Here is a 19212-nt window from a genome sequence, read left to right as displayed (position 1 = left end):
ACCTTCCGCAATTGCGGAAGGTTTTTCTCATATAATCGCTTTAATTCCTTCTAACACTAATCCAATCATAAATCCGCAAACCGCCCCGTTTACTCGGATCCACTGTAAATCTTTACCGACGTTATTTTCAATCATTTCGATTAACGTCTTATCATCTAACTTATCAAGATTTTCTTGTACAAGCTTACCAATTTTCGAATGGTTCTTCTCAACAAGACTTACAACTTGTTTTTGTAACCAATCTTCTATTTTTTGAACTGTCTGTTCATCTTCTTTTATTTTATTCATTTGTTTTTGTAAAAATGGAATAACATATTTATCAGCAAATTCTTCATTATTTACAAAAGCAACTGCTCTTTGCTGTACTTGCTCTAGCATCTCTTTTATTTTGTCAGTAGCATTCCAATTGGCAATCCATTTTTCTTTCCAATTTTCTAATTCTTGTAGTAACGCTTCATTTTCTTTTACATTTATAATTTCTTGACGAATTTTCGCTAATATAAGTTGTCTCGTGCTATTATCTGCATCTTGTAAGCTGTTAATATTGCTAATAATAAACTTCTGCAAAATGCCGCCAATTTTATCTTCATCTACAATATTCATAAACGATTTCAATGTAAACTGTAAGAATCCATCTACTTTTATATTTTCCATCGCCTTCATACCTAAACTACCGAGCTGGTAGCGTGCTTCATCTTGCGCTGTCCAATCTTTCACTTTTACTAAAATGTAATCAAGTGTCTTTTCATCATATTCTTGCACAACTAATTGATCAACAAGCACTTGTAAAATGTTACTTGTATTAATTGTATGCAAATATGTTTTTAATTCTTTTTCAATAATAACAGCTAACTTTTCTGTATCTATTGTAACAATTGCTTTCTCTGCAATCGTTACAATCCCCTTTTTCACAGCATCAGACTGCATTTCTCTCTCAGCAATTTGCAGTACCATTTGTGCTAACTGCATCTCTTTTACTTTATTCGTAATACTTTCTTTCGTCAGCCATTCATTTTCTAACGTATTGATGAGCCCTTTCGTTACTCGTTTACGATTTTTAGGTAACAAAGCTGTATGCGGAATTGGTATTCCCATCGGGTGACGGAATAATGCTGTAACTGCGAACCAATCTGCAAGCCCGCCAACTAACCCAGCTTCAAATCCCCCTTGTATAATCTCTCCAGCTATCGTTCCTTGAAAAGGGATAGAAGCCGCAAAGCCGACACCCATAACCCCAAGCGAAATACCCGCTATATATTTAGTCTGTAATGACATCGTATACACATCCTCTTATTATGTAAAATAAAGCTTTTTGTTGTATTTATTCAATATTAGTTATCCTTTATATATACTATAAAGAACTATTGTGAAAATAACAAAGATTTTTATGTACATGAAAAAATGAGGCTACAACTAGCCTCATTTTTCTTATATCGTTAATTCCAAACCTTTCCTATAATATTCATCCATTATATCGTTTGGAACCATACTTCCACCCGTTCCCCACACAATATGAGTACCTTTTTTCACCTTCTCTGTTAACTGTAGCTTTTGTAAATACTCATCTTCTTTACATACTTTCACTGGCCCTATCATACCTGCTAGTGCAGAAGGCTCTAAATAAATATTCTCCGTATCAGCTAGCTCTTTTAACAATCTATATAACTCTTCATCGCTTACTGTGTAATTCCCACTCAAAAATGGTTCCATCGTTTTACCGACAAATCCAGATGGCCTTCCTACCGCAAGTCCATCCGCATCTGTTACATTATCAATTCCGATATCTTGAACGGAAATTTTGTCATGAAGGCCTGTCATTAAGCCGAGTAACATACAAGGAGAATGTGTTGGCTCTGCAAAGTAACAATGAACATTATCTTTATACAATAACTTTAAACCGAATGCTACTCCGCCAGGTCCTCCTCCTACTCCGCACGGAAGATAAACAAATAAAGGATGATTTTCATCTACTACAACCTCTAACTCTTCTAATTGCTTTTGTAATCGTGATGCTGCTACTGCGTATCCTAAAAATAAATCATGCGAGTTTTCATCGTCTACAAAATAACAGCTAGGATCCGCATCCGCTTGTCTTCTTCCTTCTTCTACTGCTTTGCTATAATCATCTTCATATTCAATAACGTTTACACCTTTACTTCTTAATAAATCTTTCTTCCATTCTTTTGCGTCTGCTGACATATGAACAGTTACATTAAAACCTAGATTCGCACTCATAATCCCTATGCTAAGTCCTAAATTCCCTGTAGAACCTACTGCAATTGAATATTTCGAGAAAAACTCTCTACATGTATCACTATCTAAAACGGAATAATTATCTTCTTCTGTTACCATTCCGTGCTGCAATGCTAGTTGCTCAGCATGTTTCAACACTTCATAAATACCGCCCCTAGCTTTAATTGATCCTGATATTGGAAGATGACTATCACATTTTAATAATAATTCTCCTAAAATAGGTTGCTCATATTTTCTCTCTAAAGCTTCTTTCATAGAAGGTATTTTCACTAAAGGTGATTCGATTATGCCGTTCGCCCCTTTCGTTTCAGGAAAAACTTTCGCAATATATGGTGCAAAACGCTTTAATCTCTCTTCCGCATCTTTTACATTCTCTTCATTAAGTGGTGAATCTTTTATTGCTGTTTCATACTTTTCTATGTTTGGATTTATCCAAAATACTTCTTCTGTTGCAATAAGCTTATTCACTAATGGATATTCTGCTTGTAATGCCCCTATTTCTTTCATTTTGTTTCCTCCTTATATCCTTGTAGCTCACCATACAATAAATTATAATTAAATTAATTTTAATATAGTTTAACACAAATAATCCCATTAAGTTAATTTTAATTTAATTTATTTAAATATAATTTAATAATTATTAAGGAGATTTTCATTATGGAAAATATAGATATTGGTAAAAAAATTGAAAAACAAAGAAAAGAAAAAGGTTTAACTAGTAAAGAACTAGCAAAAATGGCCGATATTACACCATCAATGTTAAGTCAAATTGAGCGCGGGTCCGCTAACCCTTCTATCCAAACATTAAAAGTGCTTGCTAAAGCTCTTGATGTGCCAACATTTAGCTTTTTACTTGAAGATACAAATACAGACGATTTAATTGTACGTTCCCATAAACGAAAGAAAATGATTATTGATAATTTATCATATGAAATGCTTTCACCTGATTTCACTGGAAATTTAGCAACAGCAATTATGACCGTCCCGCCTAATACAGCTTCATCAGAAAATGTGCTAGAACATAAAGGAGAAGAATTAGCATTTGTCTTAGATGGGAAAATCACATTATATTTAAATGAGGAAGAATACGTATTAGAAACTGGCGACAGTGTAAAAATACCTGCTTATTTAAAGCATAAATGGGTGAATCATTTTGAGAAAAATGCGGTAGTCTTATTTTCTGTTACTCCGCCGATTTTTTAATATATGTAATAAAAAAATAGCCATGTACGGGGAATATCCGTTAATGGCTATTTTTTATTTTTTAGGCACCAACAAAATCCCTAAACTAATAATACAAAAGCTCATTATTTGCTGTGCTGATAGACCAAACAGAACCGAATTTTGTTCACTAACAAGCGAAATAATAATATGAGCAAACCCCTCAACAATTAGAAAAATACTTATATTCTTTCCATTTCCGAGCCTTTCATTTTTCATCCATAACAAGCCCATTATACAAAGAGCAAGGATGATCTCATATACGAAAATAGGATGATATAAAAATTTAGATTCATATATATTCATTCCCCATGGTAGTGTCGTTTGTACACCTACTTCATGATGGAATAGAAAATAAAAGATAATGCACACACACAATCCAAAAGGGAGTACATCAAGTAAAATACGAAGCAAAAATTGTTCCTTTTTACTTTTCCAAACAATGTATACACTCGCAATTACGCATCCTACTACAATATGTTGCATACTTCCAATAGCTAATATTGCTTGCACCGGCGCCCCAAAAGCCCATACAGGATTTAAAATTGCTGGTGCAAACTTCCATACAAATACGATGATAAGAAAAGCATTTGTTACGGCATCCATCATTTTTTCATATGATACATTTTGATACTTCATCTTTCGTTTCATCAACATAAAACCAAATAGACTTCCAATTATAAGAGATATGGGTTGTAACCTCACAATCCACTCCATCGTCACCAAATCTCCTTTTAATTCTCAATCAATTTCTTAAATTTCTTTTCTAATTGATCTGGTGGTAATACACCTCGTACATGATCTACTATAATTCCATCTTTATTAACAAAAAATGTCGTCGGTAAAGAGAATACTTTATAATCTAGTCCAGCTACTCCGTCCATATCTAGTAGAACAGGAAACTCAAAACCATAACGATTAGCAAATGCGCTTGCTTCTTGTACTGGGTCACTAACAGTTGCATTCACCGCAAAAATTTCAACATCCTTTTTATATTTATCATACATATGAACTAAGTCAGGTGCCTCCATTTCACACGGCCCACACCATGATGCCCAAAAATTAATAATATACGGTTTTCCCTTGGCATCATTTAACGACTGTAACTTTCCGTCTAATCCTTTTAATGTGATGCTAGGTGCTTTAAAACCGACTTGTGGTAATACTTCTTTCTCCTGTAACTCTGCTTGTTTCGCTTTTCTTTCCTTCTCTTCTTTCTTTGAATTATAAAAGTTAACCCCCGCCCAAACGAGTGCCCCTACTAATATAATAGCAATTATTTTCTTCACTTTTCTTCCTCCTCATTTTTAAAAACCTGTAAATCCACCGAATAGACGAATAAAGAATGCTGTAATTTTCGTCATTTGATTTGTATACAATAAAATACCTGTTACAATCATCATTCCACCGCCAATTTTCATCATGACATTGGCATATGTAACAATCCATTTTACCTTCCCAATAAAGAATGCCATCACGAAAAATGGAACCGCAAACCCAAGAGTATACGCTGTAATATAAAGAAGCGCCCCTTCAGGATTCGTCGCGCCAAGCATGAGTACAGCTGAAAATATCGGTCCAACACATGGCGTCCAACCCGCTGCATATGTCATACCGACTAAAATCGAGCGAATATATCCAGTCGATTTACTTCTATACTGCACCTTTTTCTCTGCCATAAGCCACTTAGGCTGAAACAAGCCCGTCATAAATAGCCCCATTAAAACAATAAAAATCCCACCAATTTGTTGAATCAATTTTTGGTTAGATGAAAATGTTATTCCAATCCAGCTTACCGATAAACCTAACGCGTAAAATATAACCGAAAATCCGATCATAAAAAATACTGTATGTATAATCGCTGATTTTTGCATAATCCCACGATTTTCTTTTAAATCTTGGATAGACACACCTGTAATATAAGATAAATAAGATGGATATAGCGGTAAAGAGCACGGTGATATAAATGACAATACTCCCGCCCCAGCCACAAGCCAAATTGTTAAATCTGCTGCATTCATTTTATTCCCCCTTAAACACTACGATGAGTAGTGTTTATTCTTAAAAAAAGAGGCTATATGCACTCTCCGACAATAAGTACAACCGACATACAGAATAAACCTACTGTTACATATACCGAATTCGTATGTAACGGAATAGTAAGCTTAACAACCTTTTCATTTAACACTTGCTCGATTCGTAAATTTATTGCTGTTTTTGCAAATGAAGCTGTAACACATCGATTTTCCATTGTCTTTATTTTAATTAATTTTAATAACGCGCTACCTAACTCAAATGAAGATTCCATTTTTCGCATCGCATATTTATCAGCAGCTAGCTCCTGATACGTATGATATCGCTGTAACAACCCTTTTAATATCGGTATGTACATCATTCCTTCTGCTAATAGCGTAAAACAAAATAATTTTAGCGGATCCCAATTCTTTTGATGATATTCTTCATGGAAAATAATCGCATCAATTTCTTCATCTGAAAATGTTTGAAGCAACCCTTCCGACATGACAACTTTCGGACGAAATAGCCCAATTGTAAATGCCGCAACTTCCGTAGTCGGCAATATATATATTTGTTTTCTTTTTCGGACGAAAGGGATAAGTACTTTTTGTAATTTTTTACTATAGAAAAATTGTCGCCAAATTCTTTTGCACACGATTAATACAGTAAGTAGTAATAATCCAGCGATTATAATACGAATCAGCGATAATTCTTTCATATGTTTTTCTAACTGGAACAAACAAAAATTTGAAAGAAGGAACATCTTATTTTGAAACAGAAATGGATATGTAACGTAATACACTAACATACTGAAAAAGAGGATACTAACAATTACTGCTAACAATACGATTTTACGCATTTGCCATTTCATTTCATTAATCCTCTCTTTTTAACTGACTCAATTTGTCTTCTAACTTTTTTATTAAAGTCGGATCAGCCTGCTCTAACTCATCTAACATATGATTTACAACTAAATCTCCAAATTCCCCCATCAATTCCTGTGTCATTTTCTTCGTTTGATTGGATAAGAATTCTTCTTTTGTTTGTACAGCACGATATATACCACTTCTTTTCACAGTCTGTTTTTCTAAGTGTAATTTCTCTACTAACCTGTTCATAACTGTCATAACAGTGTTAAAATTCACAGGTGATTCTTCACTTAATTTCTGCTGCACTTCTTTAATAGTAATACCATCGCTAGACCAAACAATCTCCATAATTTTCGCTTCAAGCGGTCCAAAGAAATGATTTAACCCGTGCTCATTTAACTTATAGTTTTGAGTAAACATTGTACAACTCCTTTCACACTACGAATTGTAGTATAAATTAAATGAAAGGTCAAACGTAAATGATATATATGAAAATTAACTACCCATAAATACATAGGCTATTCCATTCATTTTAAACCTAATTTTTCTCCAAATGTATCAAAAAGATACTGCTCTAATATTTGTACACTAAACTTCTCATTACGTCCAAGTGCAAATAATTCCCGATCTTTCGCTACGATAGTATCTAACGGAATAGCTACATTATCCACTATTTTTGTAATTTCAATTATATTACTTTTTACATTTACTTCTGTTTTAAATTCAACGTTTTCTAACACTATATGTGAACGTCTTCCTGATGCAAAAAAAGTAAAATTAGGATTTTTAACAACGCCAATTTCAGTCTCTAACGCATATAAATAGTGAAAAATTACATCTCTGTGTCCATCTTTTATTATTTTTTCATCCTTCTCATCGTCTAAGTATTCTTTCAGCTTCGTTGTAAATTCAAATCGAAAATCCACTTTTTTCACTCTCCTTCTTTGTATTTCATATTAAATAAATATATTGAAATAATTTTAACATATTGTAATACAACTTCCTATTAAAAGTAAAAACTGTTTTAAAAAATCGCTATTATTTCCGATACCCTTTTAAAATATAAGTATAAATTCAATATGAATCAATGCGTCATTATATCTATTTAAACATATTTTTTCCATATTTTGAAACATTAGTATGAAATATTATATATCAATGTATGGTTTCTAATGCATTGGTATATATAGTCAGTAGTTTCTTTACTATTCCGATATACTTAAGCTACATTTTCTAATTATTGATTACATTACGGAAGGAATGTAACTCTCTTCTATCGAATTTTTATATAACAAAAATAATTAGGTGGTGCTTTACTATGAAATTAGCTGTCATTGGTGGCGGTGATTTACAAGATTCAAATCACTTGCCTATTAATGAACGCCTTATAGAATTAACAAATAAACAGTACCCAAAAATATTGTTTATTCCAACGGCTAGTCATGATGATGAAAGCTATATAAAATTATTTTTAGACACTTTTGAAAAACAATTACATTGTGAAGTACAAATTTTACGTACTACAACAGATTCACCTTCAAAGTATGAAATAGACGAGATGATTCATTCAGCCGATTTAATTTATTTAGGTGGCGGGAACTATATTCACATGCTTACGCAATGGAAAGAACATAGACTCGATGAAAAATTATTATTGGCTCTGCAGCAAGGAACACTTATTGCTGGTTATAGCGCTGGTGCTATGTGTTGGTTCACGTCTAGTATCCGATCAGATTATGAAGGTTCTGGTTATATAGAGAGTAACGGATGGGGTATTGTTAATAAAAGATTTTGTCCACATTATAATCAATTAAACAGAATGAACGCCTTCCATTCCTTTTTACAAAATCATCAAGGGAATATAGAAGGAATTGCACTGGAGGATAATTGCGCTTTATATATTACAGAGGAATCCTTTGAGATTATCGGTGAACCGGAAAGAGCGTGGGAGTTTTATATGAGTGATAAAACACTCATTAGACAACATTTTGATATAACTTTAAAAAGCTATTTATAAACCTGAACTTACGAAAAAATGTCCCTAAGTCTAATAACTTAGGGACATTTTTCTATTTAACTAACTAATCGTGTAATTCGTTTCTTTTGCCATGAAAGCTTATAATATGCATACTGTAATATTAAGCTGACAATAAATGCTGCTGGATACCCGATCCAAATGCCTTCTATTCCAAGACTTGTATGGTAAGAAAGATAATATGCTACGGGTACTTCTACAAGCCAAATTGAAACAACTCCAATAACAGTTGGCCAAAGTACTGTACCGCTCGCTCGCATTGTCGCACTAATAATTTGTGCATGACCGAAAATTAAATAACTCCATAATGTAATCATAACTAAGCTATGAGCAATTTCAATTGTAGTTTGACTCGTTAAAAATAGTGATAAAATGTCTCTTGAGAATACGTAAATAAGAGATATTAACACACCACCGATGACGTAGTTCATAATAATTCCGGCCTTCACAACTTTCTGTAATCGATCAAATTGATTCGCACCAATCGATTGTGCCGCAAAAATGGAAACTGTAATACCAAGGCTAACTGCTGGCATTTGTACATAACTTGCAACTTGATTCACAACGCCGTAAGCAGCTGTTGCATCCGAACCGTAACGATTTACAAATGCGATTACGGCAATTTCAGATAATGAAACTAATATCATATTAATACTCGCTGGAATACCGAGCCTTAGTAATAGCTTTAATAACTCCCCATCCATTCGAAGGTATTTTCTAACCGTTCCATCTAGTTGTAATGGGTGATTTTTCTTCTTTAAATACACAAGCATGACAATAAACGTAATAACTGTAGATATAACAGATGCATAGGCCGCTCCATACACATCTAATTTCGGAGCTCCTAACCATCCAAAAATAAGAATCGGTAATAAGATCATATTTAGCGCAGTACTTACAATTAAAAAGTAAAATGGCGTTTTAGAATCTCCTGTACCTCTCATAAATGTTGTATATGCGAAATATAAAAATAATACTGGCATCGATATAAATAAAATCCGTGCATAATGTACACTTATTTCAATAATATTTTCTGGCGTTCCCATTAGACGCATAATATCCATTGCAAAAATACTGCCTATTATCGCCAACACAACTCCAATAATAAAGGTAAACGTCAACGTCGTACCAACGATAGCTTTTAAACGATCTTCGTTTTTAGCACCAAACGCCTGACCAATTAAAATAGAGCTTCCTGAACCGATACCAATTACAAATGAAACGAGCAAGAAAAATAATGGGAAGAATGCTGATATAGCCGCTAAATCATTAACTCCAAGCCATCTTCCTACTACTACCATACCAAATAATTGTCCAACTGATTGTAGTACATTACTTAATAATAACGGTACTAAAAACATCGACATCGATTTCCAAATCGGTTTACTCTCACTTTCCAACTTATGTGACTCCGCACCTTCTTTATTGTTATCTGCAGGTGGTTTCAAATTTCATTTCTCCTTTTATTAAACATCTATTTTCAATCTCTATCTCTTTGTATAGTTGTTATAATACTGTGCTTCTATTCATTTTCTTTTCGTATGATTATAACTTCACCCAATATTGACTTCCATCAGCTGTTCGATCTAAAAATCCATATTCGATTAAATATCTTCTTAAAGTTACAAAATCAGGGTATACATTTTCTATCACTGTATTTACTTCTTTTTCAGTATACTTTTTATTACTATCAAACTTCTTCACTAAATGGCGCAATATAATTAATTTACGCTTTTGTTTCTTCGGAAATTTAGAGAGAGGTCCATCTAATCCTTCTGTAAAATGAGCTTTTAATACTTCATCATTTTCTTCTTCCGTAATATTGTATCGATCATCCACCATCGTTGCTGTTCTATGAATTGGCACAAATTTCGTTTGTACTTTTGATTTTTCTTCTGATAATTCCATTAGCGCTAAAAATACTTTTGCTTGCTTCATTTTCTCTCGCAGTGTAAATCGATGATTACGAATTGTTGATGTACTTCCGCCATCCATCTCTTTTACAATTTCTTTATCATTCAGTCCCATATGGAAAAACTGAACCATTTTCTTTTGTAAATCCGTTAAACCAGTAAATTTCTTATCCATATTTAACAAATAATCAAACATAGACGTATGCTCATTTTGAATATGCAATTGGACGAACTTCTCTGCTTCATACAAAATTTGGTTATCTTGATAAATAACACCTTTAATAAATGTTTCACCACAAGCTAAGCAAATGTACTCCTCTTTTTCTTCATCAAACACATACCCTTTCTTTAATTCCTCTATTGACGCATCCCAAAACTTCTCTGAAATATCACTCATACTAAACACTCCTTCAAAATGTTTATTTAAAACCAAACAAATCAATATATCGTTTGTTATCACTTCATCATCTTATCACAACACAAACAAACATTTCAACGTTTCGTTTGCCCATTTTATAAACTTTTATAAAAACATCTAACAAAAGGGTTTAATACAACGAAAAGCGAATATGTTTATACAAATTCATTTTATAGGATGTGAAATAGAACATAAATATTCTTTAAGACCCTTAGTTTACCGTTAAACAAATTGCACAGAATACATATGCGATTAGTGAATATGGAACTGGTATTCACTCATTCCAAAACTTCAGTATTCAATTTTAACTACAAAAAAGATGTTTTCGTATAAGAAAACATCCTTTACTTTTTATATATTCTATTTACAGTCTCTACTAAAACCTTACTTGCTTGTACAAATGTATGCTTTCGATTTCTATCTTCAACAAATTTATTAGCACAACTACTCATAATGATCATACAACTAATTATGACTAACGCTATCTTTCTATTCTTGTAAGTCACTTTATGCCACTCCACTATTACAAAACTTCTTTTGAATTTATCCCATCAAGAAATTTTACATGAATAATAAAACGCGCGAATATGCAATTCTGCATATTCACACGTTTTATCACAATGTTATGATTTAATTTAGTTAAAGAACAAGTATACCGAGGTGACTAACTTGAAATTTAAAGCGAAAAAAAATCCATTCCACGTCATTTTCATTACATTATTTATAATTATTTTTTTCGTTTCGTTATTCTTCCAAAATGAAAATTCTATTTTTTTCACTCTCATGATGCTATTAAATATCGTGAATCTTTCTTCATTCTATTTCTCTCACTACAACATAACGGAATCATCTCTTGTTGTAAAACACGGTTTCATTTTTCATACTGAAATTCCATTTGAAGATATTCGTCACGTTAAATACTCTGGTAAAAAACTTCATTCAAAAAAATGGACTAGACAACAATTAGAAATCCATTACAATTTATTTGACTCAGTGACCACTTTCGTACCACTAGAAGAAGAAAAATTCATTTCACTCTTAAAAGAGAACTGCCCACAGATGAAAGTAATGAATACGCCTGCTAACAAATAATATATTTTGAAGCTTGTAGTATTGCAAGTAGATGAAACATAAAAATGAACATCAAAAAAGCCAAGATTCTATACTAAGAACCTTGGCTTTCTCTATTACTCTTTTGGAGCAATCATTTTCTTTGGATCTACAATTTCATCAAATTGCTCTTCTGTTAGTAGCCCAGATTGCAATGCTGCTTCTTTTAAAGTTAACCCTTCTTTATGAGCATGCTTCGCAATTTTCGCTGCATTTTCATATCCGATATGTGGGTTTAGCGCTGTTACAAGCATTAGTGAACGATTCACATTTTCATTAATTACTTCTTCATCTGCTTCAATACCAACTGCACAATTGTCATTAAACGAAACAATTGCATCCGCTAATAAGTGAGCTGATTGTAAGAAGTTATAAGCAATAACAGGTTTAAATACATTTAACTCAAAGTTACCTTGGCTCGCAGCAAATCCGATTGTTGCATCATTCCCCATCACTTGCGCTACAACCATCGTTAATGCTTCACTTTGCGTTGGATTTACTTTCCCTGGCATAATAGAGCTTCCCGGTTCATTTGCTGGAATAATAATTTCTCCAAGACCACTACGTGGACCACTTGCAAGCCAACGTACATCGTTAGCGATTTTCATTAAATCCGCAGCTAATGCTTTTAATGCACCGTGAGTATATACAACTTCATCATGGCTCGTTAATGCATGGAACTTATTTGGTGCAGAAACAAATTGTTTACCTGTAAATTGACTAATTTCCTCTGATACCATCTCACCAAATTTAGGATGAGCATTGATACCTGTTCCAACCGCAGTTCCACCAATTGCTAACTCTTTCATATATGTATTGCTCTCTGCAATCATACGCTCTGTTTTTTCAAGCATACGGTGCCATCCGCTAATTTCTTGCCCTAAAGTTAACGGCGTTGCATCTTGTAAATGTGTACGACCAATTTTTATGATATGTTCAAATGCAGTTACTTTTTCTACTAAAGTTTCTTTTAATTTCGTAATTGCTGGTAATACGTGATTTTCTACTGCGATTACACAAGCTACATGAAGCGCCGTTGGAAATGTATCATTTGAACTTTGTGACATGTTCACATCATCATTCGGATGAATATGTACGTCAGATCCCTTCTCTTTCAAAATTTGATTCCCACGATTTGCAATTACTTCATTCACATTCATGTTTGACTGTGTACCACTACCTGTTTGCCATACGACAAGCGGAAAATGTTCATTCCATTTCCCTGCAATCACTTCATCCGCAGCTTCTACAATTGCTTCTGCTTTTTCTTCTGATAGCTTTCCTAATTTTTGATTGCTAAGCGCTGCACTCTTCTTTAAAATTGCAAATGCTTTTACAATTTCAAGTGGCATTTGCTCTGTTCCAATTGGAAAGTTTTCTTTACTACGTTGTGTTTGTGCTGCCCATAATTTATCAGCTGGAACTTTTATTTCTCCTAATGTATCTCTTTCAATTCTGTACTCCATGTTTTCATCCCCTTGAAAATATAATACCTACATCTCTTATAATAACAGACTTTCTCTTAAATGATAAGAATTCTCACTCTTATATATAGATATTCTATATTTATTTTAAAAAATTCCTCTTGACCTAAACTTAAGTTTAGGCTGTATCCTTTCCATTGTAACCTACTATAACACTACTGGAGGAATTCAATATGAAAAAATATGCTTTTATAACAGGTGCAAATAAAGGAATTGGATATGAACTTGTTCGTCAATTAGCAGAAAAAGATTATCACGTATTTTTAGGTGCTCGTAATGAACAACTTGGACAACAAGCCGTAGAATCTTTAAATGTTTCAAACGTTTCCTATATTCAAGTAGATATTTCAAATTCACAATCCATTCAAGAAGCAATAAAGAAAATTTACGAAATGACTGACCACTTACATTTATTAATTAATAACGCAGGCATAGCGCTAGACTTCAATACACTACCTAGTGAATTAAATATTGAAACTTTACGCCAAGGATTTGAAGTTAATTTTTTTGGAACTTTCCAAATGATGCAAGCCTTTTTACCATTATTAAAGAATTCAAGCAACAGTAAAATAATAAATGTAACAACTGACATGGCCTCACTAACAATGTTTGCTAATGGTGAAACACATCCAATTAATACACTAGGATATAATTCTTCCAAAACAGCTATTAATGCTTTAACATTAGCTTTTAGTAAAGAATTTGCCACTAACGGTCCAGAAGTATTTGGGGTAACTCCTGGTTTTACAACTACGGATCTTAATGGAAATTCCCCTGGTGGCCATACAACCACTGAAAGTGCTAAAATTATTATTAAATATGCATTAAGTGAAACAAACTATAATGGTAAAATACTTAACAAAGATGGCATTATACCTTGGTAATAAAAGGATGAATGATATGTATTATACAATTGGGCAAGTCGCCAAAATGCAACATTTAACTATTTCTCAAATACGTTATTACGATAAACAAGGACTGTTTCCTTTTCTGCAAAGAAACGAAAAAGGAGATCGAGTTTTTGATGAAGAAGCACTGAAATATTTAGAAATGATTTTGTGTTTAAAAAACACCAGTATGCCAATTCAAAAAATAAAACAATTTATCGACTGGTCTATGGAAGGAGAATCTACCATCCTTCAAAGGTTAGCATTAATGAAACAACAGGAGACCAATGTCTTACAGCTCATGCAAGACACTGAAAAAAACTTAAAAAAGATACAACAAAAAATTGCTAAATATGAGAATGAAATAACTTCAGCAAATGCTATTAAAAAATAAAAAAATCACCTTCTACATATTGTAGAAGGTGATTTTTATTTTATGATGCTTGCTTTCCTTTATCTGCATCATCTACATACCAGATGAATTTGCCTGTATATCCGTAAATAACTGCTAAAATTAACGATACGAAGCTTAACCACATAAACGGAACGTATGAGAACGTTGCTACACCTAAAATACCAGCCATAAAAATACCATTATCAGACCATGGAACCATACCTGAAGTTAACGTTCCACCTACTTCTGAGTTACGCGCTAATACACGACGGTCTATTTTTAATTTATCATAGCTATCTTCCATAATTTTTGGTGTTAAAATTAGTGATACATACATCGCACAACCAAATATATTAGCTAAGAATGCCACGATTAATGTAGACAATGTTACATTACCTGCAGAATTTAATTTCTTCTCAAATTTTGATACGATTACTTTTAAAACACCTAGTTTTTCAAGTAATCCACCAAATCCTAAACCGAAAATAATAACGGCTACTGAGCCAAGCATGCCGTTAATTCCACCACGGTTTAATAACTTGTCAACAAACTCAACACCAGATTGAATTGAGAATCCGTTATAAGCTGTTCCAATCGCCTCTCCAAAGTTCATCCCTTGGAAAAGAGTTGCCCAAATTGCACCAATTAAAGCTCCCATTGCAATTGTTGGCATAGACGGTTTCTTCATCGCTAATAGAACGATAACAATGACCGCCGGAACAAGCATCCATATTTTAATATCAAATTGCTTTAATAAAGCTTCTTTTAAAAATTCTACTCGATTCAAATCTACATTATCGCCGCCATACATCCAACCAGCTACAGTAAACATAATACTAGTAATAATATAAGCCGGAACATCTAATACGAGCATAGCTCGAACGTGAGCAATAACATCTACTTTCGCCATAGAAGCTGCAAGAACTGTGCTATCAGAAAGTGGTGATAATTTATCGCCGAAATAAGCTCCTGAAAGAACTGCACCAGCAACAAGCGGAAGTGGTAAACCAAGTCCTTCACCAATCGCCATCATAGCAATACCTGCTGTTCCCACTGTTCCCCAAGACGTTCCTGTTGCGATAGAAGTTATAGAACAAATAATTAATGTTGCTAATAGGAATATGCTAGGGTGAATAAATTCTAATCCATAATAGATTAATGTTGGTACTACCCCACCAGCAATCCACGTTCCAATTAAAGCACCTACTGCAACTAAAATCAGTATTGCTTCTAATCCGTTAGAAATCCCTTTCGTAATTGCATCTTGCAATTCTTGATAACGAAATCCTAATCTTAATCCAAGCGCAATTACTAAAAACCATGAAATAAATAGCGCTAATTGAATTGGGAGATCAAAAATCGTTTGGAAGGAAAAGACAACAGCAAGAAATAGTAATAAAAGAACTATGATTTCTAGCATCGATGGTAATCTTACACTTTTCATTTTTTTCTCTCCTTACAAGTCGATAACATGACGTATGTCGTCTTACATGTATGTAATATACAATTAGCGAAGACAAAACAAAATTTTCATATTATTTCGATTTATTTTTCCAGTATAATATATTCACAACCCTTTCTATTGTAAAAGTAGATTACGTTTTTCGCAATGAAAAATATAAAAAATGTTGTATTTTTATTTATCCCGATATTTTCGGCCAATAAGACCTCCGCCTTAAAATTCAGTAAGTGCAAAGCACTTAGGTAAGAAATTAACTACTGTAAAATTCCGAATCGATATGAACATATTAAAGCTTCACTTTATTTACAAGGAACAATCCCATACTAACTTTTTTAATATTTGCTGCAACAAAACTTTTTACAACTATCTTAACTTTTTAATTCACACCATTATTTTCTACGCAAAAAATAGGGCACACATCCTTAAAATGATGTATGCCCTATCTTTATTTATACATATTTTGTATTTCTTCTTTATTTTTAAGTATTTCCTCAAACTTATCACTACAACCCTTCGGAAATAACACTCCCAGTCCATATGAATGCGCAAATTGAAAATGAGGGCACTTCGCTTTTACCTCATCCCAAAACTTATACACGCCGAAATCACCACTTCTAACTTCAATATCATGAAATAATACAATACCGTTTTTCGCGACTTTCGGTAGCCATGTATTATAATCGTGAGAAACAGCTTCATACGTATGATAGCCATCAATATGCAACAGATTTATCGTTTCATCTTGAAACCGGTCTACAGCATCATCAAAAGTAGATCGAATTAAATTTCCTATATTAAGGTAGTTATCGCTCACTACTTTTTCTACTATTTGAAAAACCCCTTCTCCATATGGACCTGTATGCCCATCTCCAGCCCAAGTATCTACTGCAAAGCATTTAGTCGATAACCCTCCATCTTTTACTCCTTGACAAAAACTGAAGAAAGAAGCACCTAGATGTGTACCTAACTCAACTAAAGTTTCCGGTTTTTCAAATCGTACTAAGTCATATGCAAAATCTAAATGTCCACTCCACGCAGATTGTGACCGAATAATAGGACTAAATGTTTCAAATTCAAATGATGGTTTATGAGTAACCCAGTTCATCGCATAACTCCTTCTGCACATATTTTTAACAAACCAAATTACTCTTATCTTTATTTTTTTATTGCCATGATTATGATTCTATTTCATGAAAATATGAAGAATTTATTCTTTTCTATTGAGGTAAAGCATCATATACATATGGGTCAGTTGGCTTATTAATTTTCTCGATTTTGTTTACTTTTACAAGTGGAAAGACTGTTCCTTTATATGTCGTTTCATCTAATAATCCTGTTATTTTCACCCATGTTTCTTCTGGAATTTTTTCAATATTTTTCCCGGTAACAATCATCCCCCAGACTGATGCATCCGCAATACAACAAGTTATACCATATCGAGCCACTACTGCTTTATTACCCGTCACATCTTTATCCTTATATATAAACCCTAAGAATGTAATTTCTTTCCCTTTAAACCAATTGACATTTTGACCAATTACATTCATTGTTTGAACATAATCCTTATCCTTTACTTGTAGTTTACGCTGTCCTAACATACTTTTTACTACTTGCTCTTCCGTTTTATAAGTCGTTGCTAAATTTGATGTTTCTTCTGGATCAACTGATACTTCTCGCCCATCAAACTTAACCTGTTTCCCCTCTTTTTCGTTCCTTTCTAGACTTCTCGACTGTACACTTTGATTCATACCCCTTTTTCCTGCTAAACTTCCATCAATTGTTACACTTCCAAAGAGAAAAGCACTAACTATCGGAACGACAAATAAAACATATACAAAGAAACTTTTTATCCCTGATTTTGATGTTGTATGATGTTTACAACAATTACAATCATGCTGTTTTTCTCTTCCATCTCTCCAAACTTGTACAATACCAAAAATTAAAATTACTACAAAAGCTATATACGTAAATTTAATCATTTTTGGAGCGATAAAATTATAAATATTCCCTGTTACAAGTAGTTTAAATAAGAGCATTGCTAAACCAATTAAAATAATGCCACGTATATAGCGATGATACGCCTTCTGCTCCTCTTTCTCCATTCTTTCTCACCTCCTATAACATTATGATTTGCAGGATGGTATACACAGATGCAATGACAATTCCGATCAAAAAGAATACAAATCTCTTTTGAAAATATGCAAATAGCATTAACGTATTTTTCATATCAAGCATAGGCCCAAATACAAGAAATGCGAGAAGTGCCTTTACCGAGAAAACATGTCCAAAAGATGCCGCTATAAAAGCATCGGCTGCAGAGCAAATTGATAAAACATAACCAAATCCCATCATAATAAAGGGGGCAATTACTTCGTTATGTGCTACTGCATCCAGTACATTCCGATCAAAAAACGTTTGAAATACACTTGCTAAAAAAGCACCAATCAATAAATACTTACCAGTATCAAAAAACTCATCTACAATATGATTCATAACATCTTTCCAACTCTTTTTATTGCTTGTTTGAACTGAAACCTCTATATCTTTTAAAACATTTCTTTCGCGATAGCAATAATACACAATTAGACCTATGAATAGAGCAACTAAAATTGTTATCCCAAAGCGTGCATATACAACGTAATCATTTTTTGGAAACGCATATACAGTAGATAAAAGAACAACTGGATTCATAATGGGTGCACTCAGTAAAATAACAATGCCTACATGAAGTGGTAACCCCTTTTGAATGAGCCTTCTTACAATTGGTATAATGACACATTCACACATTGGAAAAAGAACTCCCACAAATACTGCCGGAATCATTGCAACAATCGGAGATTTCGGCATTACTTTTTGAATCATATCTTCTGTCACAAACACTTGAATACATGAAGAAACAATTACCCCTAATAAAATAAAGGGTATTGCTTCAAAAATGATACTTAAAAATACTGTATTCACATTCAACCATTCCTGTGGCATATTTTTGTGCAAATTTGCTAGACTTGTAAAATCTACAAAAAATAATAAAAAGAGAAACATAGCGATAAGAGCTATGCCTACTAATTCTTTTGAAACTCTATTAAAGACCAAGCTTCTCGCCTCCATTTTATTTATATGTAAACATGTGCTTGTCCAAATGCTCCATAC

At 33.2% G+C, this 19212-nt stretch carries 20 protein-coding genes; 5 read left to right on the top strand and 15 right to left on the bottom strand.

Annotated elements, in window-relative coordinates; translation table 11 throughout:
• Positions 1–27 precede the first annotated feature (27 nt).
• Together MHH55_RS03000 and MHH55_RS02995 are read right to left on the bottom strand one after the other, a co-directional pair.
• Positions 28–1275, bottom strand: a complete 1248-nt coding sequence (locus tag MHH55_RS03000; protein ID WP_000058300.1) for a DUF445 domain-containing protein — start codon at positions 1273–1275, stop codon at positions 28–30.
• Between the two features lie 153 nt (positions 1276–1428).
• The gene (locus tag MHH55_RS02995) at positions 1429–2760 is read right to left on the bottom strand and encodes a D-serine ammonia-lyase (protein WP_000658538.1); all 1332 of its coding nucleotides are present in this window, start codon (positions 2758–2760) and stop codon (positions 1429–1431) included.
• 150 nt (positions 2761–2910) lie between these two features.
• Here MHH55_RS02995 and MHH55_RS02990 point away from each other — a divergent pair, with 150 nt between their 5' ends.
• Positions 2911–3456, top strand: a complete 546-nt coding sequence (locus MHH55_RS02990) for a helix-turn-helix domain-containing protein (RefSeq protein ID WP_000427638.1) — start codon at positions 2911–2913, stop codon at positions 3454–3456.
• A 54-nt stretch (positions 3457–3510) separates the two neighbouring features.
• Here the strand turns inward: MHH55_RS02990 and MHH55_RS02985 are convergent, their stop codons facing one another.
• The 6 genes from MHH55_RS02985 to MHH55_RS02960 form a co-directional block, all read right to left on the bottom strand.
• A complete protein-coding gene (locus MHH55_RS02985; protein ID WP_000454848.1) occupies positions 3511–4191 on the bottom strand; it encodes a prolipoprotein diacylglyceryl transferase family protein in 681 nt (226 codons plus the stop codon).
• A gap of 17 nt (positions 4192–4208) precedes the next feature.
• Entirely contained in the window at positions 4209–4763 is a 555-nt protein-coding gene (locus MHH55_RS02980; RefSeq protein ID WP_000719879.1) for a TlpA family protein disulfide reductase, read from the bottom strand.
• Between the two features lie 18 nt (positions 4764–4781).
• Positions 4782–5495 carry a cytochrome c-type biogenesis protein CcdA gene (ccdA, locus tag MHH55_RS02975; protein ID WP_000990443.1) on the bottom strand — a complete coding sequence of 238 codons (714 nt, stop codon included), beginning with the start codon at positions 5493–5495 and terminating at the stop codon, positions 4782–4784.
• 53 nt (positions 5496–5548) lie between these two features.
• Positions 5549–6361: a M56 family metallopeptidase gene (locus MHH55_RS02970; protein ID WP_000871940.1), complete on the bottom strand. Its 813-nt coding sequence runs from the start codon at positions 6359–6361 to the stop codon at positions 5549–5551.
• Positions 6362–6365: 4 nt separating this feature from the next.
• Positions 6366–6779, bottom strand: coding sequence for a BlaI/MecI/CopY family transcriptional regulator (locus MHH55_RS02965; protein WP_000495053.1), 414 nt, complete (start codon positions 6777–6779; stop codon positions 6366–6368).
• A gap of 107 nt (positions 6780–6886) precedes the next feature.
• Entirely contained in the window at positions 6887–7285 is a 399-nt protein-coding gene (locus MHH55_RS02960; RefSeq protein ID WP_000347525.1) for a DUF3942 family protein, read from the bottom strand.
• 392 nt (positions 7286–7677) lie between these two features.
• Here MHH55_RS02960 and MHH55_RS02955 point away from each other — a divergent pair, with 392 nt between their 5' ends.
• On the top strand, positions 7678–8376 hold the full coding sequence (locus MHH55_RS02955; RefSeq protein WP_000762118.1) for a peptidase E: 699 nt from the start codon (positions 7678–7680) through the stop codon (positions 8374–8376).
• A 56-nt stretch (positions 8377–8432) separates the two neighbouring features.
• On the opposite strand, the gene MHH55_RS02950 is transcribed toward MHH55_RS02955, so the two are convergent.
• Both MHH55_RS02950 and MHH55_RS02945 read right to left on the bottom strand, forming a co-directional pair.
• Positions 8433–9842: an MATE family efflux transporter gene (locus MHH55_RS02950; RefSeq protein WP_000804124.1), complete on the bottom strand. Its 1410-nt coding sequence runs from the start codon at positions 9840–9842 to the stop codon at positions 8433–8435.
• 97 nt (positions 9843–9939) lie between these two features.
• Entirely contained in the window at positions 9940–10704 is a 765-nt protein-coding gene (locus tag MHH55_RS02945) for a DUF2087 domain-containing protein (RefSeq protein WP_001280271.1), read from the bottom strand.
• A 690-nt stretch (positions 10705–11394) separates the two neighbouring features.
• On the opposite strand from MHH55_RS02945, the gene MHH55_RS02940 reads away from it, so the two are divergent.
• Complete coding sequence (locus tag MHH55_RS02940; RefSeq protein WP_000669069.1) at positions 11395–11817, top strand: PH domain-containing protein; 423 nt, start codon at positions 11395–11397, stop codon at positions 11815–11817.
• Positions 11818–11912: 95 nt separating this feature from the next.
• Here the strand turns inward: MHH55_RS02940 and fumC are convergent, their stop codons facing one another.
• On the bottom strand, positions 11913–13301 hold the full coding sequence (fumC, locus tag MHH55_RS02935) for a class II fumarate hydratase (RefSeq protein ID WP_000456610.1): 1389 nt from the start codon (positions 13299–13301) through the stop codon (positions 11913–11915).
• Positions 13302–13492: 191 nt separating this feature from the next.
• On the opposite strand from fumC, the gene MHH55_RS02930 reads away from it, so the two are divergent.
• Positions 13493–14203, top strand: a complete 711-nt coding sequence (locus tag MHH55_RS02930) for an SDR family NAD(P)-dependent oxidoreductase (RefSeq protein ID WP_000759544.1) — start codon at positions 13493–13495, stop codon at positions 14201–14203.
• A gap of 16 nt (positions 14204–14219) precedes the next feature.
• Positions 14220–14600, top strand: coding sequence for a MerR family transcriptional regulator (locus tag MHH55_RS02925; RefSeq protein ID WP_000291863.1), 381 nt, complete (start codon positions 14220–14222; stop codon positions 14598–14600).
• Between the two features lie 40 nt (positions 14601–14640).
• Here MHH55_RS02925 and nhaC read toward each other — a convergent pair whose 3' ends face one another.
• The 4 genes from nhaC to MHH55_RS02905 all read right to left on the bottom strand — a co-directional run bounded on the left by nhaC (position 14641) and on the right by MHH55_RS02905 (position 19170).
• On the bottom strand, positions 14641–16044 hold the full coding sequence (gene nhaC, locus MHH55_RS02920; RefSeq protein WP_000843992.1) for a Na+/H+ antiporter NhaC: 1404 nt from the start codon (positions 16042–16044) through the stop codon (positions 14641–14643).
• A 463-nt stretch (positions 16045–16507) separates the two neighbouring features.
• Positions 16508–17167: a class I SAM-dependent methyltransferase gene (locus tag MHH55_RS02915; protein ID WP_001104669.1), complete on the bottom strand. Its 660-nt coding sequence runs from the start codon at positions 17165–17167 to the stop codon at positions 16508–16510.
• 112 nt (positions 17168–17279) lie between these two features.
• Entirely contained in the window at positions 17280–18164 is an 885-nt protein-coding gene (locus MHH55_RS02910; RefSeq protein ID WP_000409939.1) for a TIGR03943 family putative permease subunit, read from the bottom strand.
• Positions 18165–18177: 13 nt separating this feature from the next.
• Positions 18178–19170, bottom strand: a complete 993-nt coding sequence (locus MHH55_RS02905) for a permease (protein ID WP_170871713.1) — start codon at positions 19168–19170, stop codon at positions 18178–18180.
• Positions 19171–19212: the final 42 nt, after the last annotated feature.

Origin of the sequence: Bacillus sp. FSL K6-2944 (assembly GCF_038005385.1) — a bacterium.
In the GTDB taxonomy this organism is placed as follows: Bacteria; Bacillota; Bacilli; order Bacillales; family Bacillaceae_G; genus Bacillus_A; species Bacillus_A cereus.
The sequence above is the reverse complement of the archived record's forward strand: the minus strand, read 5'-3'. Positions and strand labels throughout refer to the sequence as shown.

Excerpts from the sequence above, each read along its gene's own strand:
- MHH55_RS03000 (WP_000058300.1), bottom strand. The coding sequence starts at position 1,275 with ATGTCATTACAGACTAAATATATAGCGGGTATTTCGCTTGGGGTTATG.
- MHH55_RS02995 (WP_000658538.1), bottom strand. The coding sequence starts at position 2,760 with ATGAAAGAAATAGGGGCATTACAAGCAGAATATCCATTAGTGAATAAG.
- MHH55_RS02990 (WP_000427638.1), top strand. The coding sequence starts at position 2,911 with ATGGAAAATATAGATATTGGTAAAAAAATTGAAAAACAAAGAAAAGAA.
- MHH55_RS02985 (WP_000454848.1), bottom strand. The coding sequence starts at position 4,191 with ATGGAGTGGATTGTGAGGTTACAACCCATATCTCTTATAATTGGAAGT.
- ccdA (WP_000990443.1), bottom strand. The coding sequence starts at position 5,495 with ATGAATGCAGCAGATTTAACAATTTGGCTTGTGGCTGGGGCGGGAGTA.
- MHH55_RS02970 (WP_000871940.1), bottom strand. The coding sequence starts at position 6,361 with ATGAAATGGCAAATGCGTAAAATCGTATTGTTAGCAGTAATTGTTAGT.
- MHH55_RS02965 (WP_000495053.1), bottom strand. The coding sequence starts at position 6,779 with ATGTTTACTCAAAACTATAAGTTAAATGAGCACGGGTTAAATCATTTC.
- MHH55_RS02955 (WP_000762118.1), top strand. The coding sequence starts at position 7,678 with ATGAAATTAGCTGTCATTGGTGGCGGTGATTTACAAGATTCAAATCAC.
- MHH55_RS02945 (WP_001280271.1), bottom strand. The coding sequence starts at position 10,704 with ATGAGTGATATTTCAGAGAAGTTTTGGGATGCGTCAATAGAGGAATTA.
- fumC (WP_000456610.1), bottom strand. The coding sequence starts at position 13,301 with ATGGAGTACAGAATTGAAAGAGATACATTAGGAGAAATAAAAGTTCCA.
- MHH55_RS02930 (WP_000759544.1), top strand. The coding sequence starts at position 13,493 with ATGAAAAAATATGCTTTTATAACAGGTGCAAATAAAGGAATTGGATAT.
- MHH55_RS02925 (WP_000291863.1), top strand. The coding sequence starts at position 14,220 with ATGTATTATACAATTGGGCAAGTCGCCAAAATGCAACATTTAACTATT.
- nhaC (WP_000843992.1), bottom strand. The coding sequence starts at position 16,044 with ATGAAAAGTGTAAGATTACCATCGATGCTAGAAATCATAGTTCTTTTA.
- MHH55_RS02915 (WP_001104669.1), bottom strand. The coding sequence starts at position 17,167 with ATGAACTGGGTTACTCATAAACCATCATTTGAATTTGAAACATTTAGT.
- MHH55_RS02910 (WP_000409939.1), bottom strand. The coding sequence starts at position 18,164 with ATGGAGAAAGAGGAGCAGAAGGCGTATCATCGCTATATACGTGGCATT.
- MHH55_RS02905 (WP_170871713.1), bottom strand. The coding sequence starts at position 19,170 with ATGGAGGCGAGAAGCTTGGTCTTTAATAGAGTTTCAAAAGAATTAGTA.